The organism is Curtobacterium sp. MCLR17_044, assembly GCF_003234435.1.
Taxonomy (GTDB): Bacteria; Actinomycetota; Actinomycetes; order Actinomycetales; family Microbacteriaceae; genus Curtobacterium; species Curtobacterium flaccumfaciens.
On the sequence record NZ_QKTC01000017.1, the window covers coordinates 16,679 to 37,762 of the forward strand.

General features: G+C 64.9%; 19 protein-coding genes. 11 read left to right on the top strand and 8 right to left on the bottom strand.

The window, feature by feature from the left end; all coding sequences use genetic code 11:
- Nucleotides 1-35: 35 nt before the first annotated feature.
- The 6 genes from DEJ04_RS13065 to DEJ04_RS13090 all read right to left on the bottom strand — a co-directional run bounded on the left by DEJ04_RS13065 (nt 36) and on the right by DEJ04_RS13090 (nt 5,952).
- Complete coding sequence (locus DEJ04_RS13065) at nt 36-1,640, bottom strand: DHA2 family efflux MFS transporter permease subunit (RefSeq protein WP_111047343.1); 1,605 nt, start codon at nt 1,638-1,640, stop codon at nt 36-38.
- Nucleotides 1,641-1,719: 79 nt separating this feature from the next.
- Nucleotides 1,720-2,352 (bottom strand): response regulator transcription factor, encoded by a 633-nt coding sequence (locus DEJ04_RS13070; RefSeq protein ID WP_111047344.1) that lies wholly within the window; start codon nt 2,350-2,352, stop codon nt 1,720-1,722.
- A complete protein-coding gene (locus DEJ04_RS13075; RefSeq protein WP_146248704.1) occupies nt 2,349-3,551 on the bottom strand; it encodes a sensor histidine kinase in 1,203 nt (400 codons plus the stop codon). Before DEJ04_RS13075 ends, DEJ04_RS13070 begins: the two co-directional genes overlap by 4 nt.
- A gap of 29 nt (nt 3,552-3,580) precedes the next feature.
- The gene (locus DEJ04_RS13080; RefSeq protein ID WP_111047346.1) at nt 3,581-4,378 is read right to left on the bottom strand and encodes an ABC transporter permease; all 798 of its coding nucleotides are present in this window, start codon (nt 4,376-4,378) and stop codon (nt 3,581-3,583) included.
- Entirely contained in the window at nt 4,375-5,214 is an 840-nt protein-coding gene (locus tag DEJ04_RS13085; protein ID WP_111047347.1) for an ABC transporter ATP-binding protein, read from the bottom strand. The genes DEJ04_RS13080 and DEJ04_RS13085 overlap by 4 nt, the downstream gene beginning before the upstream one ends.
- A gap of 165 nt (nt 5,215-5,379) precedes the next feature.
- Nucleotides 5,380-5,952, bottom strand: a complete 573-nt coding sequence (locus DEJ04_RS13090) for a hypothetical protein (RefSeq protein ID WP_111047348.1) — start codon at nt 5,950-5,952, stop codon at nt 5,380-5,382.
- Nucleotides 5,953-6,090: 138 nt separating this feature from the next.
- On the opposite strand from DEJ04_RS13090, the gene DEJ04_RS13095 reads away from it, so the two are divergent.
- Together DEJ04_RS13095 and DEJ04_RS13100 are read left to right on the top strand one after the other, a co-directional pair.
- Nucleotides 6,091-7,023, top strand: a complete 933-nt coding sequence (locus DEJ04_RS13095; protein ID WP_111047349.1) for an NADP-dependent oxidoreductase — start codon at nt 6,091-6,093, stop codon at nt 7,021-7,023.
- A gap of 91 nt (nt 7,024-7,114) precedes the next feature.
- A complete protein-coding gene (locus DEJ04_RS13100; RefSeq protein WP_084740495.1) occupies nt 7,115-7,318 on the top strand; it encodes an HTH domain-containing protein in 204 nt (67 codons plus the stop codon).
- A gap of 76 nt (nt 7,319-7,394) precedes the next feature.
- Here DEJ04_RS13100 and DEJ04_RS13105 read toward each other — a convergent pair whose 3' ends face one another.
- The gene (locus DEJ04_RS13105) at nt 7,395-8,660 is read right to left on the bottom strand and encodes a hypothetical protein (protein WP_111047350.1); all 1,266 of its coding nucleotides are present in this window, start codon (nt 8,658-8,660) and stop codon (nt 7,395-7,397) included.
- Nucleotides 8,661-8,798: 138 nt separating this feature from the next.
- On the opposite strand from DEJ04_RS13105, the gene DEJ04_RS13110 reads away from it, so the two are divergent.
- The 9 genes from DEJ04_RS13110 (at nt 8,799) to DEJ04_RS13145 (ending at nt 18,802) form a co-directional block, all read left to right on the top strand.
- Entirely contained in the window at nt 8,799-10,919 is a 2,121-nt protein-coding gene (locus DEJ04_RS13110) for an AAA family ATPase (protein ID WP_181437816.1), read from the top strand.
- Between the two features lie 46 nt (nt 10,920-10,965).
- Nucleotides 10,966-12,087 carry an McrC family protein gene (locus tag DEJ04_RS13115; protein ID WP_146248706.1) on the top strand — a complete coding sequence of 374 codons (1,122 nt, stop codon included), beginning with the start codon at nt 10,966-10,968 and terminating at the stop codon, nt 12,085-12,087.
- 59 nt (nt 12,088-12,146) lie between these two features.
- Nucleotides 12,147-12,467 (top strand): nucleotide pyrophosphohydrolase, encoded by a 321-nt coding sequence (locus DEJ04_RS13120; protein ID WP_111047353.1) that lies wholly within the window; start codon nt 12,147-12,149, stop codon nt 12,465-12,467.
- On the top strand, nt 12,454-14,175 hold the full coding sequence (locus DEJ04_RS13125) for a DUF2075 domain-containing protein (RefSeq protein ID WP_111047354.1): 1,722 nt from the start codon (nt 12,454-12,456) through the stop codon (nt 14,173-14,175). The genes DEJ04_RS13120 and DEJ04_RS13125 overlap by 14 nt, the downstream gene beginning before the upstream one ends.
- 150 nt (nt 14,176-14,325) lie before the next feature.
- Nucleotides 14,326-14,820: a helix-turn-helix domain-containing protein gene (locus DEJ04_RS18730; RefSeq protein WP_258371382.1), complete on the top strand. Its 495-nt coding sequence runs from the start codon at nt 14,326-14,328 to the stop codon at nt 14,818-14,820.
- Nucleotides 14,744-15,184: an alcohol dehydrogenase catalytic domain-containing protein gene (locus tag DEJ04_RS13135; protein ID WP_258371384.1), complete on the top strand. Its 441-nt coding sequence runs from the start codon at nt 14,744-14,746 to the stop codon at nt 15,182-15,184. The genes DEJ04_RS18730 and DEJ04_RS13135 overlap by 77 nt, the downstream gene beginning before the upstream one ends.
- A 35-nt stretch (nt 15,185-15,219) precedes the next feature.
- Nucleotides 15,220-17,163, top strand: a complete 1,944-nt coding sequence (locus DEJ04_RS13140; RefSeq protein WP_111047355.1) for an AAA family ATPase — start codon at nt 15,220-15,222, stop codon at nt 17,161-17,163.
- Nucleotides 17,160-17,759, top strand: coding sequence for a hypothetical protein (locus DEJ04_RS18220; RefSeq protein WP_146248707.1), 600 nt, complete (start codon nt 17,160-17,162; stop codon nt 17,757-17,759). Before DEJ04_RS13140 ends, DEJ04_RS18220 begins: the two co-directional genes overlap by 4 nt.
- A 275-nt stretch (nt 17,760-18,034) precedes the next feature.
- Complete coding sequence (locus tag DEJ04_RS13145) at nt 18,035-18,802, top strand: hypothetical protein (RefSeq protein WP_111047356.1); 768 nt, start codon at nt 18,035-18,037, stop codon at nt 18,800-18,802.
- Between the two features lie 829 nt (nt 18,803-19,631).
- On the opposite strand, the gene DEJ04_RS18225 is transcribed toward DEJ04_RS13145, so the two are convergent.
- Nucleotides 19,632-20,897, bottom strand: coding sequence for a site-specific DNA-methyltransferase (locus DEJ04_RS18225; protein ID WP_146248708.1), 1,266 nt, complete (start codon nt 20,895-20,897; stop codon nt 19,632-19,634).
- Nucleotides 20,898-21,084: the final 187 nt, after the last annotated feature.

Consider the following 21,084-nt stretch of genomic DNA (forward strand, 5'->3'; position numbering starts at 1 on the left):
GAACCGTCACCAGCGCTGCAGAACGGGGTCTCCGGTCACGCCTGGTCCTCGTCGTCGGGGCGTCGCGGAGCCCGGAGGCGCAGGGTGGCGCCGAGGCCGATGACCAGGAAGCCGGCGGCGGAGAAGGCGGCGGCGCGGGTGCCGTCGGAGAAGGCGTCGGCGGCGTCGGCGCGGGTGGCCCCGTCGAGGCCGGAGATGGCTCCGCCGGAGGACTGCACCACGGCGTCGGCGATCTTCGTCGCGGTGGCGGCCGGGGTGCCCGCGTCCTGCAGGCGGTGCTCCAGGATGCTGCCGGTCGAGGTGAACAGGACGGTGCCGAGGACGGCGATGCCGAGCGCCGAGCCGATCTGGCGCGCGGTGCTCTGGGCGCCGGACGCCTCACCGCTGCGTTCGACCGGGACGTCCTGCAGCACCACACCGGTGAGCTGGGCCGTCGCGAGCCCGACGCCGAAACCGTAGACGAACAGGCACGGCACGATCGCCCACCACGGCGTCGACGACGTCACGACGAACCCGATCGCGGCGACCCCGACGATCTCGGCGCCGATGCCCATCCGGACGATCGGCAGTGCTCCGACGCGTTGCCCGACCGTGGCGGCGAACCCGCTCGCGACGAACGACCCGATCGCCAGTGCGAGCAGCACGAAGCCGGTCTGCAGGGCGGAGTACCCGAGCACGTTCTGCAGCCAGAGCGGCAGCGACAGGATGATGCCGAACTCGCCGAGCGACACGATGAGTGCGGCGACGGAACCGTTCCGGAACGAGCCGATGCGGAACAGGTCGAGTGCGATCAGGGTCGAGCGTCCGGCCCGCTGCCGGCGCAGGGAACGGACCACGAAGGCGGCTCCGGCAGTGCCCGCGATCACGAACGCGACCGGGATCGGGGAGACCGGGCCGTCCCACGACCACGAGCCGATGGTGAGCGGCGTCGACGACGGGGTCCACCAGCCGTAGGTGCGGCCCTCGATGAGCCCGAACACCAGGGCGGCACTCGCGATCACGGACAGTAGCGCTCCGACCAGGTCGATGCGGCCGGTGTGCCGGGCATCCCGCGACTCCCGCACGGCGACGGCGAGCCCGACGAGGATGACCGCGACGATCGGGACGTTGATGCCGAAGGCCCACCGCCACGAGAAGTCCGTCGTCAGCCAGCCCCCGAGCAGCGGGCCGACCGCGACCATGCCGCCGATCGTCGAGCCCCACACGGCGAACGCGATGCCACGCTCCCGGCCGGTGAACGTCGCGTTGAGGATCGAGAGCGTGGTGGGCAGGACCATCGCGCCTCCGATGCCCTGCAGCACGCGGGACACGACGAGGAGCTCACCGGTCGGCGAGAGCGCGGCGAGCACCGACGCCACCGCGAACACGATGACGCCGGTGGTGAGCAGGCGTCGGCGGCCGAACCGATCGGCCACGGACCCGAAGACGAGCAGCAGGGCGGCGAACACGAGCGTGTAGCTCTCCTGCACCCACTGCACCAGGGTCGAGCCGATGTCGAGGTCGGCGACGATGCTCGGGATCGCGACGTTGACGATCGTGGAGTCGACGATGATGAGCGCCACGGCGAGGCTGATCACGACCAGGCCGAGCCAACGACGACGATCCGGCGTGGTGGCTGGTGCTGCGGCGGGAGCGCTCATTCCGGTGGTTCCTCTCAGATGGTCAGCATGCTGACGACCTGACGGTACACCCGCTTCCGGTGACCGGCGGACCGGGGACTCAGGGGAGGAGCTGGAGCTCCATCGCGCGGGTCACGGCGCGGGTGCGGTCGTTCACCCCGAGCTTCTCGAAGACGTGGCCGAGGTGCGTCTTCACCGTGGCCTCGCTGAGGAACAGTGCGCGGCCGATCGCCGGGTTGCTGTTGCCCTGGGCGACGAGGCGCAGGACGTCGAGCTCGCGCGGGGTCAGGGACGGGCCGGCTGCGGCGGGGAGCGAACCCGTCGCTCGGCGGACGAGTGCTGCGGCAGCCGAGGGGGCCAGCGCCGTCTCGCCCCGTGCGGTCGCCCGGACGCCGGCGAGGATCTCGGACTCCGGGGCGGCCTTGAGCAGGTAGCCGGTGGCGCCGGCCTCGATGGCGGCGAGGATCTGGTCGTCCGACTCGTACGTGGTCAGGATCAGGACGCGGACGCCGGGGTCGGCGGCGAGGATCTCCGCCGTCGCCGCATCGCCGTCGAGCACGGGCATCCGGAGGTCCATGAGCACGACGTCGGGGTGTTCGGCCAGCGCCACCGTCACCGCGGCGCGGCCGTCACTGGCCTGGCCGACGACCTCGACGTCGTCGGCGTCCTGCAGCAGGGACACGATGCCCGACCGGACGATCGGGTGGTCGTCGGCGACCACGACGCGGATCACCGGGTCACCTCTGCCACGGGGTGACGATCAACGGCCTGGGAGCTCGGCTCGGGTCCGGTGGGCAGGCTCGCGTCGACGACGGTGCCCCGGCCCGGGGTGCTCGTGATCGTGCAGGCACCGCCAGAGAGCGCCAACCGTTCGTGGAGGCCCCGGAGACCGTGCCCGGCCGTCGGGACGCCCGTGTCGAAGCCGACGCCGTCGTCGGTCACACGGACGCCGACCCGTCCGGGCGCGTGCTGCAGGACGACGCTGACGGAGCCAGCGTCGGCGTGTGCTCGGATGTTCGCGAGGGACTCCTGGACGACCCGGAGCAGCACGACCTGGGCGTCGCGGTCGAGCGGGCCGTCGGTCGCGTCCACGGCGACGGGCGTGCCGGTCTCGCGGGTGTAGCGCTCGGCCAGGCGGTGCAGGGCCCCGGCCAGGCTGCCGCTCGTGGCACCGGCGACCCCGGCGGCGATGAGGGCACGGGAGTCCTCGAGGGCCGCTCGTGCTGACTCCTCCAGGACCCCCAGCCGTTCGTCGAGCGCGGCACCGCGGTCGTTCGCCAGGTCCTTGCGGGCACGTTCGGTGAGCATGACGATGCCGGCGAGGTTCTGCGCGACGGTGTCGTGGATCTCGCGGGCCAGGCGCTCCCGTTCGCTCGCCACACCGGCACTGCGGTGGGCGTCGGCGAGGGACTGCTGGGTGGCGCGGAGTTCGTCGAGGAGCTGGCGGCGCTCCTCGGACAGGCCGGCGACGCTCGAGATCCACACGCCCATCGCGCAGGCACCGATGACGCTGATGCCCTCGATGAGCACGGTGCTGACGAGGGCGTCCGGGCCGCCGGAGACCTGCAGGCCAATGCCGCTCGCGACGCCGACCGCGACCGAGAGCAAGACGGCGGTGCGGACCCGTTCGGACTGCACCCACACGAGGGGGAACGCGATGCACTGCACGAACGCGGTGCTCGGCACGACGGCGGGCAACACCAGGGCGGCGACGAGGACCAGCGGGAGGAAGGCCGCGGCGGCACGGGGGCTGTCGTAGCCGCGGTGGCCGAACACGGCGTAGGCGACGACGAGCACCACGACCGCGGTGAACGCCGGCCAGCGGGTACCCCACGGTGACCAGCCGAACACGGTGATCACGGCGGTGAGGAGCATCGTGCCCGCGAAGAAGACGTGCAACCACCGGTTGCGCATCCACGTCTCGCCGTTCATGTGCCCAGCATCCCACCAGTGCGGCGCCATCAGGCGTCCTTGCGGTTCCACCGGAACGTCAGCAGGCAGGCCACCGTGCCCAGGACCAGCCACGCTCCCAACACGAGGGCTCCGAGGCCGAGGTGCCACGCGCCTCCCGGCTCGCCCGACTCGAACGCACCGGGCAGGAAGACGGACCGCATGCCGGACGCCATCCAGCGCAGGGGGAAGACCGACGCGACGTCCTGCAACCAGGTGGGGAGCTGCGTGAAGGGCAGGTAGACGCCGGAGATGAACTGCAGCACCAGCACGATCGGGACGATGGTGGCGGTGGCGCGCCGGCCCTCGCGGGGGAGCGCCGAGACGGCGATGCCGAGGACGCAGCTGGTGGCGATGCCGAGGACCATCACCCCCGCGAAGACACCCCACTTGCCCGCGTCGGTCGGCAGGTCGACGCCGAACACCAGGCTCGCGATCGCCAGCAGCAGTGCGGTCTGCACGAGCGTGGTGACGAGGACCATGCCGATCTTGCCGACGAAGTACGACAGGACGGGCAGCGGCGTGCCGCCGAGTCGCTTCAACGTGCCGTCGCTGCGCTCGGTGGCGATGTCGACGCCGAGGGACTGCGTGCCGGAGAGCAGGATGCCCGTCGCGACCAGGCCGGGCAGGTAGTAGGTGGCGTAGTCGACGCTGACGTCGGGACCGGCCTGGATGTCGGCGGCGCCGGAGAACGCCACCGAGAACAGCGCCAGCATGATGATCGGGAACAGGAACGTGAAGAAGACCGCGTCGGGAGCGCGGAAGTAGGTGCGAATCTCGTACGAGATGCGGCTGGTCGCTGTCTTCATTTCTGTCCCACCATGTCGAGGTAGACGTCCTCGAGGGACGGACGGATGACTTCGAGGTCGTGCATGGGTGCGGTGCTGCTGCGGATGAGCGCCGTCGGGTCGGTCGTGCGCTCGTCGTGGTGCCCGCCGTCGTCGTCACGCCAGCGGACGCGGGGCGTGCGGGCCTCGGCGCCGCCGATCTCGTCGATGGGTGCGAGGTCGAGGAGCTTCCCATCGGCGATGACCGCGGCACGGTCGGCGAGCTGGGCGGCTTCGTCGAGGTAGTGCGTGGTGAGCAGGATCGTCGTGCCCTCGTGCTGCACCTGGCGCAGGAGGTCCCAGAACTGTCGGCGGGCCTCGGGGTCGAAGCCCGTGGTCGGTTCGTCGAGGAACAGGACCTCGGGGCGGCCGATGATGCCGAGGGCGACGTCGACGCGGCGGCGCTGGCCACCCGACAGTCGACTGATGCGGGTGTTGCGCTGCGTCTCGAGCCCGACAGCGCCGAGGAGCTCCTCGACGCTGCGGTGCTTCGGGTACAGCGTCGCGAAGTGGTTGAGCTGCTCGGCGACGGTGACGTTCGGGGACTCCGCGCTGGTCTGCAGGACGATGCCGATGCGTGCGTTGTGGCTGCGGCTCGTCCGTGCCGGGTCGTGGCCGAGGACTCGGACCTCGCCGGCGGTGCGGGAGCGGTACCCCTCGAGGATCTCGACCGTCGTGGACTTGCCGGCACCGTTCGGGCCGAGGAGCGCGAAGGTCTCGCCCCGTTCGATCGTGAAGGAGACGTCGTCCACGGCACGTTTGCCGGTGGCGTACTGCTTGCCGAGGTGCTGGACCTCGATGGCGGGGGACTCGGGCATGGGTCCAGCTTCGCCGCCGGGTGGCCGTGGGGGGATCGGCCGGGGCGGTGGTGTCGGCATCGTCCGATCGGGGGATGGTGCCGGCGGGGAAGGTGGTTCGCTTTCCGGCCGGTGACGGTTCTGGTTCGCGATCGTCGGGGATCGCGAACCGGAACCGTCACGACTTCAGTACTGCGGCCGGATCCAGTCCGTCGGTTGCACGAAGCGGGCGCGGGGCAGGACCTCGTCCGGCTCGGCGGTCCGCACGCTCGTGATGATCGTGTCCTCGCCGTACTCGTACGACCGGCGGGCGATGCCGTCGCGCTCGTCGATCACCAGCGTCGTGCGGAACGCCGGGTCCTCGCCGTGCTCGAACGTCACCAGGATCGAGTGTTCGCCGATGTGCTGGACCAGGATCGGGTGGAAGCTCTCGGGGCCGCGACCCCATCGGAGCATCAGGTCGGGCACGGCCATCCGGACGACGGGATCGGAGACCATGCACCGGGCGAACGAGATCTCGTCCGGACCGTCGTCGGGGTCGTGCAGCACGCCGTCGCGGTAGGAGACCGGCTTGGCCCGCTGGCGCACGAGAGTCCAGGTCTGCGCGGCCTCGTCGATGTCGACGCGGAACTGCCAGTACTTCTGCCGGGACTCCTGGTGGACGCCCTCGAGGACGTACCGGGCGGGTCGACGGAGGGCGGCGAGCTCCTCGGCGATCGCGGGACCGTCGGACCGGGTGAGGAGTTCGTCGAAACGCACGGTGCCAGCATGGCGCACCACGTGCCGTGGACCGCACCGCTGACGGGCAGGAGGCGCGGGGCGGGGTGGTGCCGGGCCTCCAGGCCGTGGGGTGGTCGCGTCAGGTTGCGTCAAGCAACGTGCGCGTAGACCGGGAGGATGCAGGTCGTCGGAGTTGAACAGTTCGGAGGGCCCGAGGCCCTCGCCGTCCACGAGGTGCCGGAGCCGCACGCCGGTGCGGGATCCGTGCGGATCCGGGTGCAGGCGTTCGCCGTGAACCCGACCGACACGGGGGTGCGTGCCGGGCAGCGGGACAGCTCGCAGGCCTCGCCGCCGTACGTGCCGGGGATGGACGCCGCCGGCGTCATCGACGAGGTCGGGCCCGACGTCACCGGATGGCAGGTCGGCGACGAGGTCATGGCGATGGCATTGCCGCTCAGTGCTCACGGTGGCGCCTACGTGCAGGAGCTCGTCGCGCCGGTGGGGTCGTTCACGCGGATCCCTCGTGGGACGTCTCTTCCGCTCGCCTCCACGGTGCCGATGAACGGGCTGACGGCGTTGCAGATCCTGTCGCACGCCTCGCTCGCGCCGGGTCAGACACTCGCAGTGACCGGGGCCGCTGGGCTGCTCGGGAACTACGTGGTGCAGCTGGCGAAGGCCGCCGGGCTGACCGTGATCGCGGATGCTGCTCCGGCGGACGAAGCACTGGTCCGGTCGCTCGGGCCGGACCACGTGGTGCCGCGAGGTGCTTCCTTCGCCTCCGCTGTCCGTGAACTCGTGCCGGACGGGGTCGATGCGCTCGCCGATGCTGCCGTGCAGCGCGACGAGGTGGTGGACGCCGTTCGCGACGGGGGAGTCTTCTTCGACGTGCGGGGGTGGCAGGGGAACGGGGCTCGGGGGATCGAGTTCGTGCAGGTCATGGTGTTCTCGGAGTACCGGTCGTTCGACAAGCTCGAGCAGCTGCGGCATGCGGTGGAGAGCGGGACCTTGACGCCGCGGGTGGCCGAGGTGCTGCCGGCTGCTCGGGCTGTGGAGGCGCATGAGCGGTTGGAGGCCGGCGGGACGCGGGGGCGGTTCGTGCTGACGTGGTGAGTTGACGCTGGTGTGATGGACGGGAGGCGCGGTGCGGGTTGCTGCCGTGCCTTCCGTTGGCCTTGGGTGTTCAACGCGCGATGATGGCCATGTGACCCTGCACGAAGCCATGATCGAGGTACTCCGTGAGAACGGCGCGCCGATGACGAGCCGTGAGATCGCGGACTCCATCAATGCTCGAGAGCTGTACCGACGGAAGGACGGCCACGCGCTGCTCGCCGGGCAAGTGAGTGCACGAGCGCGGAACTACCACCAGCTCTTCCATCGAACCGCGAGCCACATCGCTGTTCGGTGAAGCGCGCGCGGCGCGGGCCCTCCTGTCACTGCAACCGCCTCGGCGCAGCGGCGCCGGAAGGGCCCTCTGTCCGACTTCAGCGAGCGTCGCCGGCGTCTCCGTCATCGGGTCGTCGACGCAGCTTGTTCGCCCAGACGCCGAGACGAGCGGACACGGCCTCTGCAGTGGTGCTCGCCTGCTCCAGCGCGCTGCCTCCGAGCTTGCGCGCCACCTCGACCCCGTCGGTGCCACCTTCGACGATCCGGTCCCGTGCATCTTCGGCCGCATCTCCGAAGGCAGCGCGCCACCGCTTCGACTCGAGCTCTGTACGTGAACCCTCGATACCCATCCCGCCGTGGAACGCCATCACCTGGCCGGCGACAGCGTTCGTCGAACGAACGACTGTGCGGGAGTCGAGAGGATGCATCACCACCGAAACGTCTCCCACACGTGCTGCCGCGTCGATCCGACCCAGGAGCGTCTCCGTGCGCTGCGTGATGGAGGCGCGGCGTGACCGGCGGGTGTCGCGGAGTGACTCCCGGTGGTGATCGAGGTCCCCCGGAGCGGTCAGCTGCACGTGATCGAGCTCGAGGATCGCGACGCCTTCCTGAAGCTTGAAGGACTGCGCCAGGACTGCCAGCCACTCGTGCACGGTTCGCTCGGCGCTCTCCGTCACGTCGGCAAGTTCTCCGACCTTGGAAGTGCGTTCGAGCTTCTCAGCCAGGGCGTCGAGTTGCAGGAGCGCGTACGACTGCGCGCGAGCGATGGTGAACTCCGTCCCGTTCACCTTCGACCACGTCACCGCGTTCACGTGACCGACACGGTCGCGGACGCGCAAGGCATCGTTGATGATCAGCTCTACTCCGATGAGGTCGGCGACGGCGGCGTCCTTTTGCGCCCGGAGCACGTCGTCGAGCTTCGCGTCGATCTTCGCGAGATAGTCGGTGATCTCGTCCATCGCCTGCTGCATGGCGAGCTGCGCCATGATGCCGGCGACCCCGGTGAGCATCGCGGGACTGGTGAGCATGGAGCTCACCTTGGTGAACTCGAGGATGTTCTTGATCTTCCCGTTCTCGGTGACGATGGCGCGGCTCACGCCTGCACTCGACCCCTTCATGGCGGAGAACTTGTCGAGCGCTTTCGCGGACTCCTTCGTCAGCTTGACCCATCGGCCAGACCCCGCCGCCACCTGTGCGGCAGCGTTGGCTGCGCCGGACGCACCGCTGAGCGTCTGACTCAGGCGGGGCAGATCGAACTGGCGCGAGGGCAGGTCGTTCGCGGAGAGGAAGCGCTCGATGGCCGTGTTTGAGCCGAAGAACGTCACGCCGTCTTCGTCGCGCACCACGTCGATCTCGTCGGTCATGTGTGCTCCGTGTTCGTCGCGGGTCGGGTGAGCTGATCATAAGGGGTGACGAATGCTCTCGAAACGCCGTCGTGTCGAGTGCGACCGGCAGAATGGCGTGCGAGCGGCACCGCAGCCGTGACGATGAGGGGAACAGCAGTGTCTCGAGCAGAGAACCGACTCCGACGACTTCAGGAAGCACTCCGCTACCTCGACAGCAACGGTGGAGAAGCCCGACGCCTGGATGTGTGGAACGCCGTCCTCGAGCGCATCCCCCTCGAAGACGAAGAGCTGGCGCCGAACACGAAGGGCAAGCCGGTCGGTGACTCCGACTTCTTTTGGGGATCGTCAACGATGGTGAACGCGGGCTTCATGGAGAAGCCACGCCGCGGTGAATGGCGCGTGACCGACCTCGGTAGGCAGCACAGTGCGTCCGACGTTCCGATCGAGGAATTCGGCGCGGTCCTCAACACGCGCCAGCGTGACTTCGACCGGCAGCGCAAGGAGGACCTTCAGCTCCGGCTCGCCACGGAGATCGTCCCGCCTGACTGGCGAGCCGAGACAATCCGTTCGACGAGCGCCATCTTCGTCGACCGAGGGCTCCGCCAGCTCGACTCGGTCTTCGCTCCTGGCCGTGGCGTCTGGCGCAGCGACGTCGTCGCGGAACTCCGCGAGCGGTTCATCGGACGACCGGAGGTCGACGGCGCTGTCTTCCTCGAGAAGCTCACGACCCAGTTCGACGGCGCGAGCGACGATGCGAAGCTCCTCATGGCGGAACTCCTGTGCTGGCAGATCTTGCCACTCGAACAACCCGGGGAGCGGAAGAAGCGGGAGCGCGTGACGTTCCTGCTCGATCGGATGGAGCACCCCGTCACCATCCCGGCCGAGATCGACCAAGCGTTCCGTTCGTGGTCCTTCAACCCCGGGCAGGGCATCTCCGGGCACATGTTCGCGGCGACGTCCATCCTCATCGAGTGCGTCGACGCGTGGCTCCGGCTCGGTGAGGAGCAGCGCGACCGAGCGCTCGACGACCCCACGGCGTGGCGAGATGTCGTCATGGCCCTGCCCGGAACCTCCCTGCCGATCCAGCGGAACGAGCTGCTCCTGCTCGTGCATCCAGGGTTCTTCGGGGAGGTCGTCTCGAGTGACGACCGGGAGGCGATCCGATCTGCGTTCGCCGGCGAGGTCGAAGGGCAGATGGAGGACGACCCGGACGAGGCTTTCCAGCAGATCACCATCGCGTTGCAGCGGAAGGCGAAAGGGCCGGCGCTGTTCTACAAGGAACCATTGGCGGCGCGCTGGCGCCAGAAGGTGCTGACGCCACCCGATCCGGTGCTGCCTCTGGGCCCAGTTCCGGCCGACCTCGATACCATGCCCGACGTCCGTGCCCCCTTCACTCGGGTGAACGGTCAGCTGGCTGCGGCGGCCCACATGCCCGAGCCCTGGCTCGAGGACACCCTCAACCTCATCGAGAGTCGCAAGCAGGTGATCCTCTACGGCCCACCCGGTACCGGCAAGACGTTCCTGGCCCAGGCACTCTCGAGGCACGTGACAGACGGCACCGATGGCGAGACCACCATCGTGCAGTTCCACCCGACCTACTCGTACGAGGACTTCTTCGAGGGCTTCCGCCCCGTCGCCAACGACGACAGCGGCAACCTCGCCTTCACCTTGCGCAAGGGTCCGCTCCGCCGCCTCGCCGACGCTGCAGCCGCCAACCCGGAGGCGAACTACTTCCTGGTCATCGACGAGATCAACCGCGGCAACATCGCGAAGGTCTTCGGCGAGCTCTACTTCTTGCTGGAGTACCGCGACAGCGAGATCTCCCTGCTCTACAGCGACGAACCGTTCACCCTGCCGAGCAACATCTTCGTCATCGGCACGATGAACACGGCTGATCGCTCGATCGCGATGCTGGACGCCGCGATGCGGCGCCGATTCGCGTTCATCGAGCTGCACCCGGAACGCGAGCCCGTGCAGAACGTGCTTTCGCGCTGGGCGGCAACCAAGGGCCTCCAGGACGACCGCGCCGACCTGCTGACGCGACTCAACGCGCAGATCCAGGACCACGACGCCAAGGTCGGTCCCTCGTTCCTGATGCGCGACCTGGGTGTGACGGGTCTGCAGGACGTGTGGCGGTACGAGATCCTGCCGCTGCTGGCGGAGCACCACTACGGCGAAGGCGTCGACCTGGAGGCCCGGTACGGCTTGAGGGCGCTGCGTCGCCAAGCGACGCCTTCCGCTGCGGACGGGACCGAAGGTGCTTCCGTCGACGATTGAGCTGCGGGAGGCGGACCAGCCGGTGGTGCACCGGCTGCCGCGCGCGGTGGCGGTCGGGCTCGCTGCGGCGAACATCGCGACGGTTGCGCCGACGTTCGGCGCGGACGAGTACCGCGTGAGTGGTGTCCGGAAAGTCGGCGTCGTGCGGATCGCCGGGCACTCGGTGTGGCTGAAGCCGAAGACGCCGGTGCGGCGGCTGTTCGCGATGCTCGGGTACGCGCGGGCCGGAAGCGCGATCTGGACCGAGGACGACTTCGGGTTCCAGGAGGACGAGGACCTCGTGCCGGCGTTGGCGCACGCCTTCGTGCGGCAGGCTTCGCGGGCACTCGCCGGAGGGCCGCTCCGCGGGTACGTCACGCGCGAGGATGCGCTGCCGCTCGTACGCGGGCGGTGGCGGATCGGGGACCAGCTGACGCGACGGGGCGGACAGCCGCTGCCGGTCGAGGTGTCGTTCGACGACTACGTGGAGGACATCGCGGAGAACCAGGTGCTCCTGACCGCTTCGATGCGGCTGTTGCGGCTGCCGGGCGTGCCGGCCGATGTGCTCGGGGCGCTGCGGCGGATCGTACGGGTGCTCGATGGGGTGTCGGTGATCCCCGTCGGAGCGCCGGTGCCCTCCGTGTGGATGGATCGGCGGAAGCAGCGGTACTCGTCGGCGCTGGCGCTGGCGTCACTCGTGCTGTCAGGGTCGTCTGTCGAACAACGGGCGGGGTCGGTCGTCGCGTCGGGGTTCCTCGTCGACATGTGGTCCGTGTTCGAGGACTTCGTCTCGGCGGCTCTGCGCGAGGCGTTCAAGCCGTACGGGGGAGTGCTCGTGTCGCAGTACCAGTCGACGCTCGACGTGGAGGGGACGGTGAAGATCGCGCCGGACCTCGTGTGGCTCGTCGACGGAGAGGTACGGGCGTGCATCGATGTGAAGTACAAGGTAGAGAAGCACGGGCAGTACCCGAACGCGGATCTGTATCAGATGGCGGCGTACTGCCGGAGGTTCGGGTTGGGAGAGGGGCATCTCGTGTACGCGGCGGGGGAGACGGAGGCGCGGCGTATCCAGGTGGTCGACGGACCGTTGGTCCAGCAGCACGCCCTCGATCTCAGCCGTCCCATGGTGGCGGTGGCTGACCAGTTGTCGTCGTTCGTTCGGCAGGGATTGTGCAGTGAGAGCGTCTAACCGACCGGGCGACCGCGCGCTCGTCTCGCTGTCGACAGCCGCGCTGCTAGCGTCGCAGCATGGCGGATGAGGGGCTGCGCGACGAGCTACGGGCTTTCGTCGACGAACGCGACTGGGGCCAGTTCCACAGTCAGGAGAACCTCGCGAAGAGCATCTCGATCGAGGCGGCGGAGCTGCTCGAGTGCTTCCAGTGGCAGGCCGAGGCCGACGACTCGCGTGTGCGGAGCGAGCTTGCTGACGTGCTCACGTACTGCTTCCTTCTCGCAGATCGCCTCGGCACGGCGCCGGAGACCCTGATCCGCGAGAAGCTCGCGATCACGAAGGCCAAGTACCCGGTGGAACGATCGCGAGGGCGGAGCACGAAGTATGACCAGCTTTGACATCGAGCGGCTCCCGTTCACCCACGAGCACCTGCGGTCGTGGCAAGCGGATGACCGTCGCTTCATCAACTGGCCGGTGGTCTACATCCTCGACGACGGGAAGCGGGTGTACGTCGGCGAGACCCTGAACACCGCCGCGCGGATGCGGCAGCATCTCGAGTCAGCCGAGCGCAAGACGTTGAAGGCGGTTCGGCTCGTCCTCGATGACACGTTCAACAAGTCAGTGTGCCTCGACCTCGAGTCCCAGCTCATCGCGTTGCTCGCCGCAGACGAGAAGTTCACCGTGCTGAACAGCAACAAGGGCATCGTCGACGCCGATTACTACGACCGGCCGAGGTACCGCGACACCTTCAAGCAGATCTTCGACGCACTCCGCGAGCAGCAGGTGTTCACTCGCAGTCTGCTTGAGATCGAGAACCGTGAGCTCTTCAAGCTCTCGCCCTTCAAGGCCTTGAACCGTGACCAGGCAATCGCGATGGAGGACATTCTCGAGGGCCTGTTCGATGACTGGAACGACGCGGCAGCGACTGCCATCACCGTGCAAGGGGATCCCGGCACCGGCAAGACCATCGTCGCCGTCTACTTGGTCAAGCTCCTCCGAGACCTCGCCCAGGGGAAGGGGCTCGACGATGTCGAGAGCGACGCGCTCTTCTCCGACTTCTTCACCAAGGACAACCACCGTCTGCTCAATGGTTCGCGGCTCGGACTCGTCGTTCCGCAGCAGGCGTTGCGGGCGTCCCTCAAGCGCGTGTTCGCGAAGACCCCCGGTCTCGACAAGACGATGGTGCTCACTCCCTTCGAGGTCGGGAAGAGCGATGAGCCCTGGGACCTGCTCGTCGTCGATGAATCGCACCGCCTCAACCACCGCGCCAATCAAGCGTCCGGCACGCAGAACAAGAGCTTCGGGGAAATCAACGAGAAATTGTTCGGCGCCGACTCCGACCACCTGACACAAGTGGACTGGATCCGGAAGCAGAGCCGACACCAGATCTTCCTGATCGATTCGCATCAGAGCGTGCGCCCGGCCGACCTCCCGCAAGCGACACAGAAGGCGCTCATCGACGAGAGCGACGCCGCGGATCGCCGCTACCGGCTCTTCACGCAGATGCGCGTGCAGGGTGGAGCGGACTACGTGTCCTTCGCGCGAGCGCTCCTGAGGGACAAGCCCCCCGAGCGTGAGGACTTCGGAGCCTACGATGTGCGGTTCTTCGACGACCTTGGCGAGATGCACGACGCGATACGCGCCCGCGATGCTGAAGTCGGTCTCTCCCGCCTCGTTGCCGGGTACGCCTGGGAGTGGAGGAGCAAGAACGACTCCGCCGCGATCGACATCGAGATCGACGGTCGCCAGCTGCAGTGGAACCAGACCCAGACCGACTGGATCACCTCAGCGGGGGCGGTTGAGCAGGTCGGATCGATCCACACCGTGCAGGGGTACGACCTCAACTACGCGGGCGTCGTCATCGGGCCGGACGTGCGGTTTGACCAACAGGCGCAGCGTGTCGTCTTCGACCGATCGAACTACTTCGACAAGAAGGGTATGGAGAACAACCCGCGGCTCGGGATCGAGTACTCGGATGAGGACGTCCTCCGGTTCGTGACGAACGTGTACTCGGTCCTGATGACGCGCGGGGTCCTCGGCACCTACCTGTACGTGGTCGACCCGGCGCTGCGGGAGCACCTGCGGAGGATCATTCAGGCGCGCTGAGCCAACCACGAAGAATGGCCTCGGTTCCCGCTGGTCTCCCGCGAGATCGTACTCCGGCTGCTGCAAACCGCGCAGGCGCCGCGGATCACCGCCGCGTTCGCCGGGGGCACCTCCGTTGTCGCTAACGCGTCCGCGCTGCTGCAGGGGCGGATGGACGAGCCGTGGTCGACGTCGCTGCTTGCATCGACGCTGCGGGTGAGTGGATCGACGTTGTTCGCCCGGTTCAAGGAGGCGTCGGGGATGACGCCGGTGCAGTACCTCAAGCGGACGCTGCTGGGGGAGGCGCGGCGGCGGATGGTCGTGCACGGGGACACTGCGGCGTGGGCTGCTGCGGCGGTGGGGTTCCGCATTGCGGGCTGGTGTCGCACCTCCAGTCCGAGAGGTGATGCGCCGCGACGGATGCTGAGTCCGTCCGCGCCGGCAAACCGGATGGATGCAAGTTATCGGAGTCGATCAGTTCGGAGGGCCCGAGGCCGTCGCCGTCCACGAGGTCCCGGAGCCGCACGCCGGGTCCGGATCGGTGCGGATCCGGGTGCAGGCGTTCGCCGTGAACCCGACCGACACCGGGGTGCGTGCCGGCCAGCGGGACTCGTCGCAAGCGTCACCACCGTATGTGCCCGGGATGGATGCGGCCGGAATGATTGACGAAGTCGGGCCGGACGTCTCCGGCTGGGCGGTCGGCGACGAGGTGATGGCGATCGCGCTGCCGCTCAGCGACCACGGGGCGCTTACGCGCAGGAGCTCGTCGCGCCGCTCGGCGCCTTCACGCGGGTGCCGCGCGGACTGTCGATGGCGCTCGCGTCCACGATCCGAACGAACGGGCTCACCGCGCTGGAGATCCTGTCCCGAGCTGCGCTGGCTCCCGAGCAGACGCCTCAGTCCGCACGCAACGCGGATCCCGGTGCTTCAGGGCCAGGCTCGAGCCAGGCGTGGGCCAGACGAGCACTGCCGATTGTCGACAAACCAACTCGTGGCCATGGAAGTATCGATGAGACCGAGAGCGTCGTGACGCGGTGAGGTCCGCTCAGGCCGTAGACTACATAAATGACGAAGAAGCCGCGGAGCGCACCTTGGGTGCAGCATGTAGAGGTCGATGGGGTCAGACTCTACGAGGACGGCGGTAATCTCGGCTTCGACGTTACCCATCCGCTTACTGCTTTCGTTGGCGCGAACGGCATCGGCAAATCTACACTCCTCGCCTTGATCAATTTCGCGCTTACCGGCATTGTCGTGGACCCCGCCGCGAATTACCTCGATGTGCCCAACATTGCGACGCGATCCGCTTCTTTCGCACGAAGCTATTTTTCTGGCCGAGTACACGAGATTGACCGTGATCGCGCCGAAGTTAGGGTCAGGTTCGAGTTGAGGGGTCAGACGTTCCTGGTGGGCCGCAATCTATTCGACGGCGCTTTGGTAAGACAGTTCGAATTGCACGAGGGTGACCAAAGGTTAGATTTACAGGCAGATGACGATGCTAGCCGCACCGAGGAATATCGAGCTAGTTGCACTCGTGCCGCTGGTCTCGCAAACTTCGGACAATTCATCTTCTGGCAGTTATACGTGATGATCTTCGACGAACGCCGCCACCTCCTGTTTTGGAATGAGGAAACGTTATCCACAGCGCTGATGCTCTCCCTCGGTGTCGACCCAGCAATTGCTGACAAAGCGGAATCGCTGCGCCGGGATATCGATAAGCAGGAATCTCTTGCAAGAAACGCGCGATGGCGCGCGACCCAAGCTGAGCGGCGGCGCCGGAAGCTGATGAAGGACGCCAGGGGCGTCGAATCTCTCAGCGACGAGGAGCAGGTGGAGCTCGTCGAAGAGTATCGCGATGCGGAGGATGCTGAAGCTCTTCTCCGCAAGCGAGTTGATGCCAGCGAGACTGCTCTGGATGACTCCAAGAAGCTAGTTGCAGATCTCGCTATCGAAGAGTCGCTGCTCGAAAGCGAATATTTAAGTCTCCTCAAAGCTCTCCCCCGAGCAAGGCGACCGATGGAACACGCGATTCTCGTCAAACTCAACGAGCGACACGAATGCGATCTATGCGGCAATGACGGAGTAGCTCCCGCTGAGCACGTAGTAGAATCTATCGAGGCGCACAAATGCCCATTGTGTGATTCTGTCCTCGCGCAAGGCGACGTAGACGTGGAACCGTTGCAGGACGTCGACCGCAAGCTCAACGCTATTCGCAAGAGGCTGAATGACTCCAGGTTGGCTCACTCCAGGCTGCGCGCAGAGAACGTGCAGCTCTCAGAGCTCTGGAAAACTGCTTCGGGAAATCTGTCTCGCGCGCGGGATCAAGCTGGTCCCCTCACATCTCCTGAGGAACTTGGAAAATTCGCTGAAGCGTTCGAGCGGGTGAGTGAAGAGATCCGAGAAGCGCTGGAAGACGTTGACAGGTACAGGGAGACGCGTGACTCTTTCCGTAATCAGCTCGGACCGCTTCTGCGAGTCATCGCGGATGCTTATCGTGAAGTGGAAGAGGCTTTCGTGCCCGCGTTCCGCAGCTTGGCGGAGCGCTTCATCGGTCGAGAGGTCGACATCGAACTCGATGCAGGATCTACGAATCTTTCCCTACGGTTTGAGCTTGAGGGGCAAAGTAGGCGGATCGCCACCGAGCTGTCGGAGAGTCAGCAATATTTTGTTGACATTGCGCTGCGCATGGCTATCCAGCAAGTGTTCTTGGAAGGGCCTTCCACTCTTATGATAGACACGCCGGAAGGGAGTCTCGACATCGCCTACGAAACGCGGGCGGGTGAGATGTTCGCAGAGACGGTGCGATTGAACGGGCACCTACTGATGCTCTCGAACTTGAACGGTTCGCATCTGCTCGAACGTCTAGCCGAGAGGCTGAACGATTCTCAGATGGAGATTGTGCCAATGCTCAATTGGACGAATATGAGTGATGTCCAGTTGGCCGCCACTGATCTTTTCGACCTCATCCTGGATGGACTTCAGGAGAAGCTGTCGGCGGAGTCCATCGTATGAGCGCGTACCTCACAGATAGGGAGCAGCTCAATGCCAAGGTCGATATTGTAGGTATAGTCAGTGCCCTTGCGCCAGCGTTCGGAACGGTCGCAAAGGCCGACGTTCACCTTTTTGCGTTCTTGAGTGCCGCTACTTCGAAGATCAATCGTACTACGCGCTTGGAGTGGGGCTACAGCTTCGTGGGAACGAAGAACGGTGCGCCGTTCGCAGACGCCCTCGAAGCTGGTCTTCGGGAGATGACACTTTCGGGGGAACTGATGAAAGATGTCGATGACTTCACTGCTGGACCTGCATTCTACCGCGCCGCTGGCGTCTTCCTAACCAGCGAGAGCTTCGCAAGCAGACTCTGGATGGTGCAGGATGTGTGTTCCCTGGTAGCCTATCGCTCCCTCCCGCGGATCTCTCGCGAGGTGTCAAAGGAGCCTCTACTCGCGCGCTCGGCGCGGTTAGAGCGCAGTAGCGTTATTGACGAGGCTGCTTTGGAAGCGCAAGTGCTCGAGGCTATGGCGCAGATTGCCAATGTCCTGCCTGACCAGTATCCGCCGTCGTTGCCAGTCGCGCGATGGCTCGAAGCGTGGGGTTCGGAAACTTCGTGATCTACGGGTACGTGCGGGACACGGTAACTCGGATGGTCCAGGAAAAGGTCGCGAATGCGCTAGAGCCGAGTACCGCTTCTTTGGTGGGGCGACTGCTGTTGCAGGTTCAACACATCTACAGGGTCGTTGACGAGCGTGACTTGGTTTCTCGCGTACAGATCTCTATTCCATTTCCAGGGTCGACACATGGGGTTACAGGGGCTTCAACCCGACTGCCTGGTAGTGTTCTTTCGCGAGCATTCCTCGAATCAGGGTCGATCTACGTCGGAGTCGAGATGGATGGCAGCTACGTCATCGGGAAGTCGCGCTCGTCGACAATGACGTCGCAAACTGTTGACGCTTTTATCGGAGGAGGGCAAGCGGACCTCATCAAGGTTGAGGATTTCGAGGTGCAGATCCCGTTCGTTGAAGATGGGCTGAGCCCTTACGCGCTGACGTTCTTCTCTGACCTTGACCGCGCGCTTGACGAATACTACGAGATGCGTGCCAAGCGAAGCCACTGCGACATCTTGGAGGCGGTCTGGACCGACGACGGGCGTTTGCTGCTGGAGAATAAGCCAGAGTCGACCATGCGGCGCTCGCTTCAGTCCTTTCTAGCTGCATACTTACGCAACGCCACACCGTGGGTGCTCCCAGAGCAGAACGTGAATGAGACGGAACCAGTCGACATTCGCATACAGTGGGGTTCGGGTCGTATGTCGCTCATTGAGATTAAGTGGCTTGGTGATTCTTTGGGGAAGGACGGCGAACACGTCAGCACTACTTACCGGGACGCGCGGGCTGTCGAAGGTCAGCTTCAAGTCGATGCTTACGGGCAGGAACAGGCCACGTGGGCCGGGGGCGTCATTGTTCGGAGCCGCTTGGTTGTTTTTGATGCTCGGCGTTTAGGCGTGGAAATTTTGCCCAGCGGAGAGGTTACTTCGAAGGATCCCTGGTTCTACGAGGCGAGAGACATAAAGAAGGGGGACTTGCCGACGGTCGCAACGTCAGATGGCGATTGGCGCCGTTGGTTCCTCGAACCGTCAGCTCCTCGACGAGCGTAGCCATTCGTCTGCAGCTTTGAACGGAGCGCTGAAAGACTCTTTGGGTCATCTCTTCGTGCGCTCGCGGGAGCTCAGAGCACGGTCTAGCTTCACTGGGGTCGTGAGTGATGCTGGTTATTGCTTTTCGTCTTGCGTGGCCGGGGCGCATTAGTAGGCTTTCTGCTTCCCGGAGAGTAGCGACTTCCCATGTCCGCATTAGACAGTCTTCCCGCTTCTTGTTACGTGCCTATTGTTGTTGGCGTTAGCTCGACGATTTCTCGGGCGCCTGGAAGGGGGAGCAGGCAGAAGGACAGCTCCTACGCGCATCGCGCAGTTAAATTTTGAGCGGGGCGATTTGTGACGAGTTGCCCTGCCGACTGACTTTCAAAGCTGTGAGTCAGCGTTTGCGTCAAGCGCAAACAGCTTCGACTCTTCACCGGAAGCCTCTATTCGGGAACGAGCGGGATTCGCGCTCCGCGCTACCTCGCCGATCACGTCTCGAGGATCACTTTTCTTGCCCTGAGCTCGCATGCGCTGGTCTAACGATCGAAGCCAAAAGACGAGTCAGCCGCCGTGGTCGCGACTGGCAACTTTGGGATGCGCGAAGAGTTTGAACATCACAATGCCCTGAAATCGTGGACACGGTCCCTTCTTCCCTGAGGTTGGTACAACGAGGAAACAGCCCCGGTGGCACGCGTCGAGCTTCACCGGGCGGGGAAGGGCCGTCTAACTCCGTGGAAGATTCCCTTCGGACATCGAATCACTTCTCCGGCAACGCTTACACATCTCCAGTTCGAATGCCGTTTGGACCCTGTCAGATGGTAGCGAGTGCGCGAGACCGCAATGGGCATCAAGGCTTTTGCAGGACGATGAGACTTTCGGGCAATTCTGCTCTGCCCCCCTGCTGTGGCGCAGTCCTCATACTGCGAAGGGGTTCCACTTGCGCCACCTGCCAGTTGCTGGCGAGAGCCAATTCCACAAGGATGTCAGCGACTGGGATGTCGATCCCTGCATACCTGCTATCGCCTACAACCATCCACAGCTGTCCTTTGGATGGCAGTAGATTCCTCGAGTTTGTCATGATCAGCAACATATCTGCAAAATATCCCCCGATCATCGCGGGAATGTGATTGCTCCACAGCCTTACCTCCGACGCGGTCAATCCATTGAGCGTGTCATTCAGTACTTTCGATTCAGTTGGAGCAGCTTCAAAGTTTCGGAAAATTTGCACATGCGACGAAAGCGTACTCTTACGCAAGTCCTGGTTCTTCTGCTTGTCCAGATAACCAAGCATCCACAACTCGATGTTGTAGACATCAGTGTAATCGAACGAATTTGGGTAGGGCGGCGAAAATATTACCAAATCTGTCTGATCAATTTCGGTAATTGTTTGCCGTGAATCGCCTCGGATCAATCGGAAGGATGGTTCAGGTCTGTTGCCGTGAGTGGCAATGTCGCCGGTCGCGTCCTCGACTGAACTCAGCACGGTAGCGAGTGCCTCTTGTCGAGTTGTTTGCCTCGAAGACCAGTTGGAGCGATATCTGCGTCCTTTTCCACTCACCCTCGCGTTGCTGATGGAGAGAAGATCGCCACCTATGCTTGTTTGAAGGAGGCGGCGTTCTGCTGGATCGTAGCGAAGGGTGTGGCTAATAAGTGCCTGCAAAAAATCATACAGCTCCCTTGAAAAGAGCCAACGTTCGTTTTTGCCTGGTTCTACGAATGTTCTCGGTAGATTACCGATGTCCGCAGTTGGAGCGAAGTCGGAAACTTTTTGTGCGAACTGAGAGAAATCCTTCACGGCGAGTTTGAGCTTATTGAGATTGTAGGAAGTAAGTTTTGCTTCAATAACGTCCGCTAGATAAGGGTTCACTTCGCTCGTTATTGGCTTGCAACCTAGGAATTGGGCGGTTAGGGCTGAGGTGCCGCTGCCGCCGAACGGATCCACAATTGTTCTGACGTCATTCGGTGATTCGCGTATTGCGCGAGCCACAACTTCGGGCGCAAAAGCCTCCTTGAACTTTTGCCAGCCCTGAAACGGCAAGGTCGGTGATTTGAAGTTTGTGGCCAACCATCTCGGGTTCCGGGCGCCCGTCCATCGAACGTAGTCCTGAGTCATACGGATCCCTTCAAGCTTCCGGTTTGGAACCCGCGTCCGCGCGCCGAACCGTGACCATGGTATCAAGAGTTTCAAGAGCTTCATGCAAGGTCCGCGACAGGGCTGGGCTGCGTAGAAGTGATGGGATACAAATGCTTGGCTCGTGCAATTGGTTGCTCATTTCATATCTGCAGTCCGCTTCCATGGC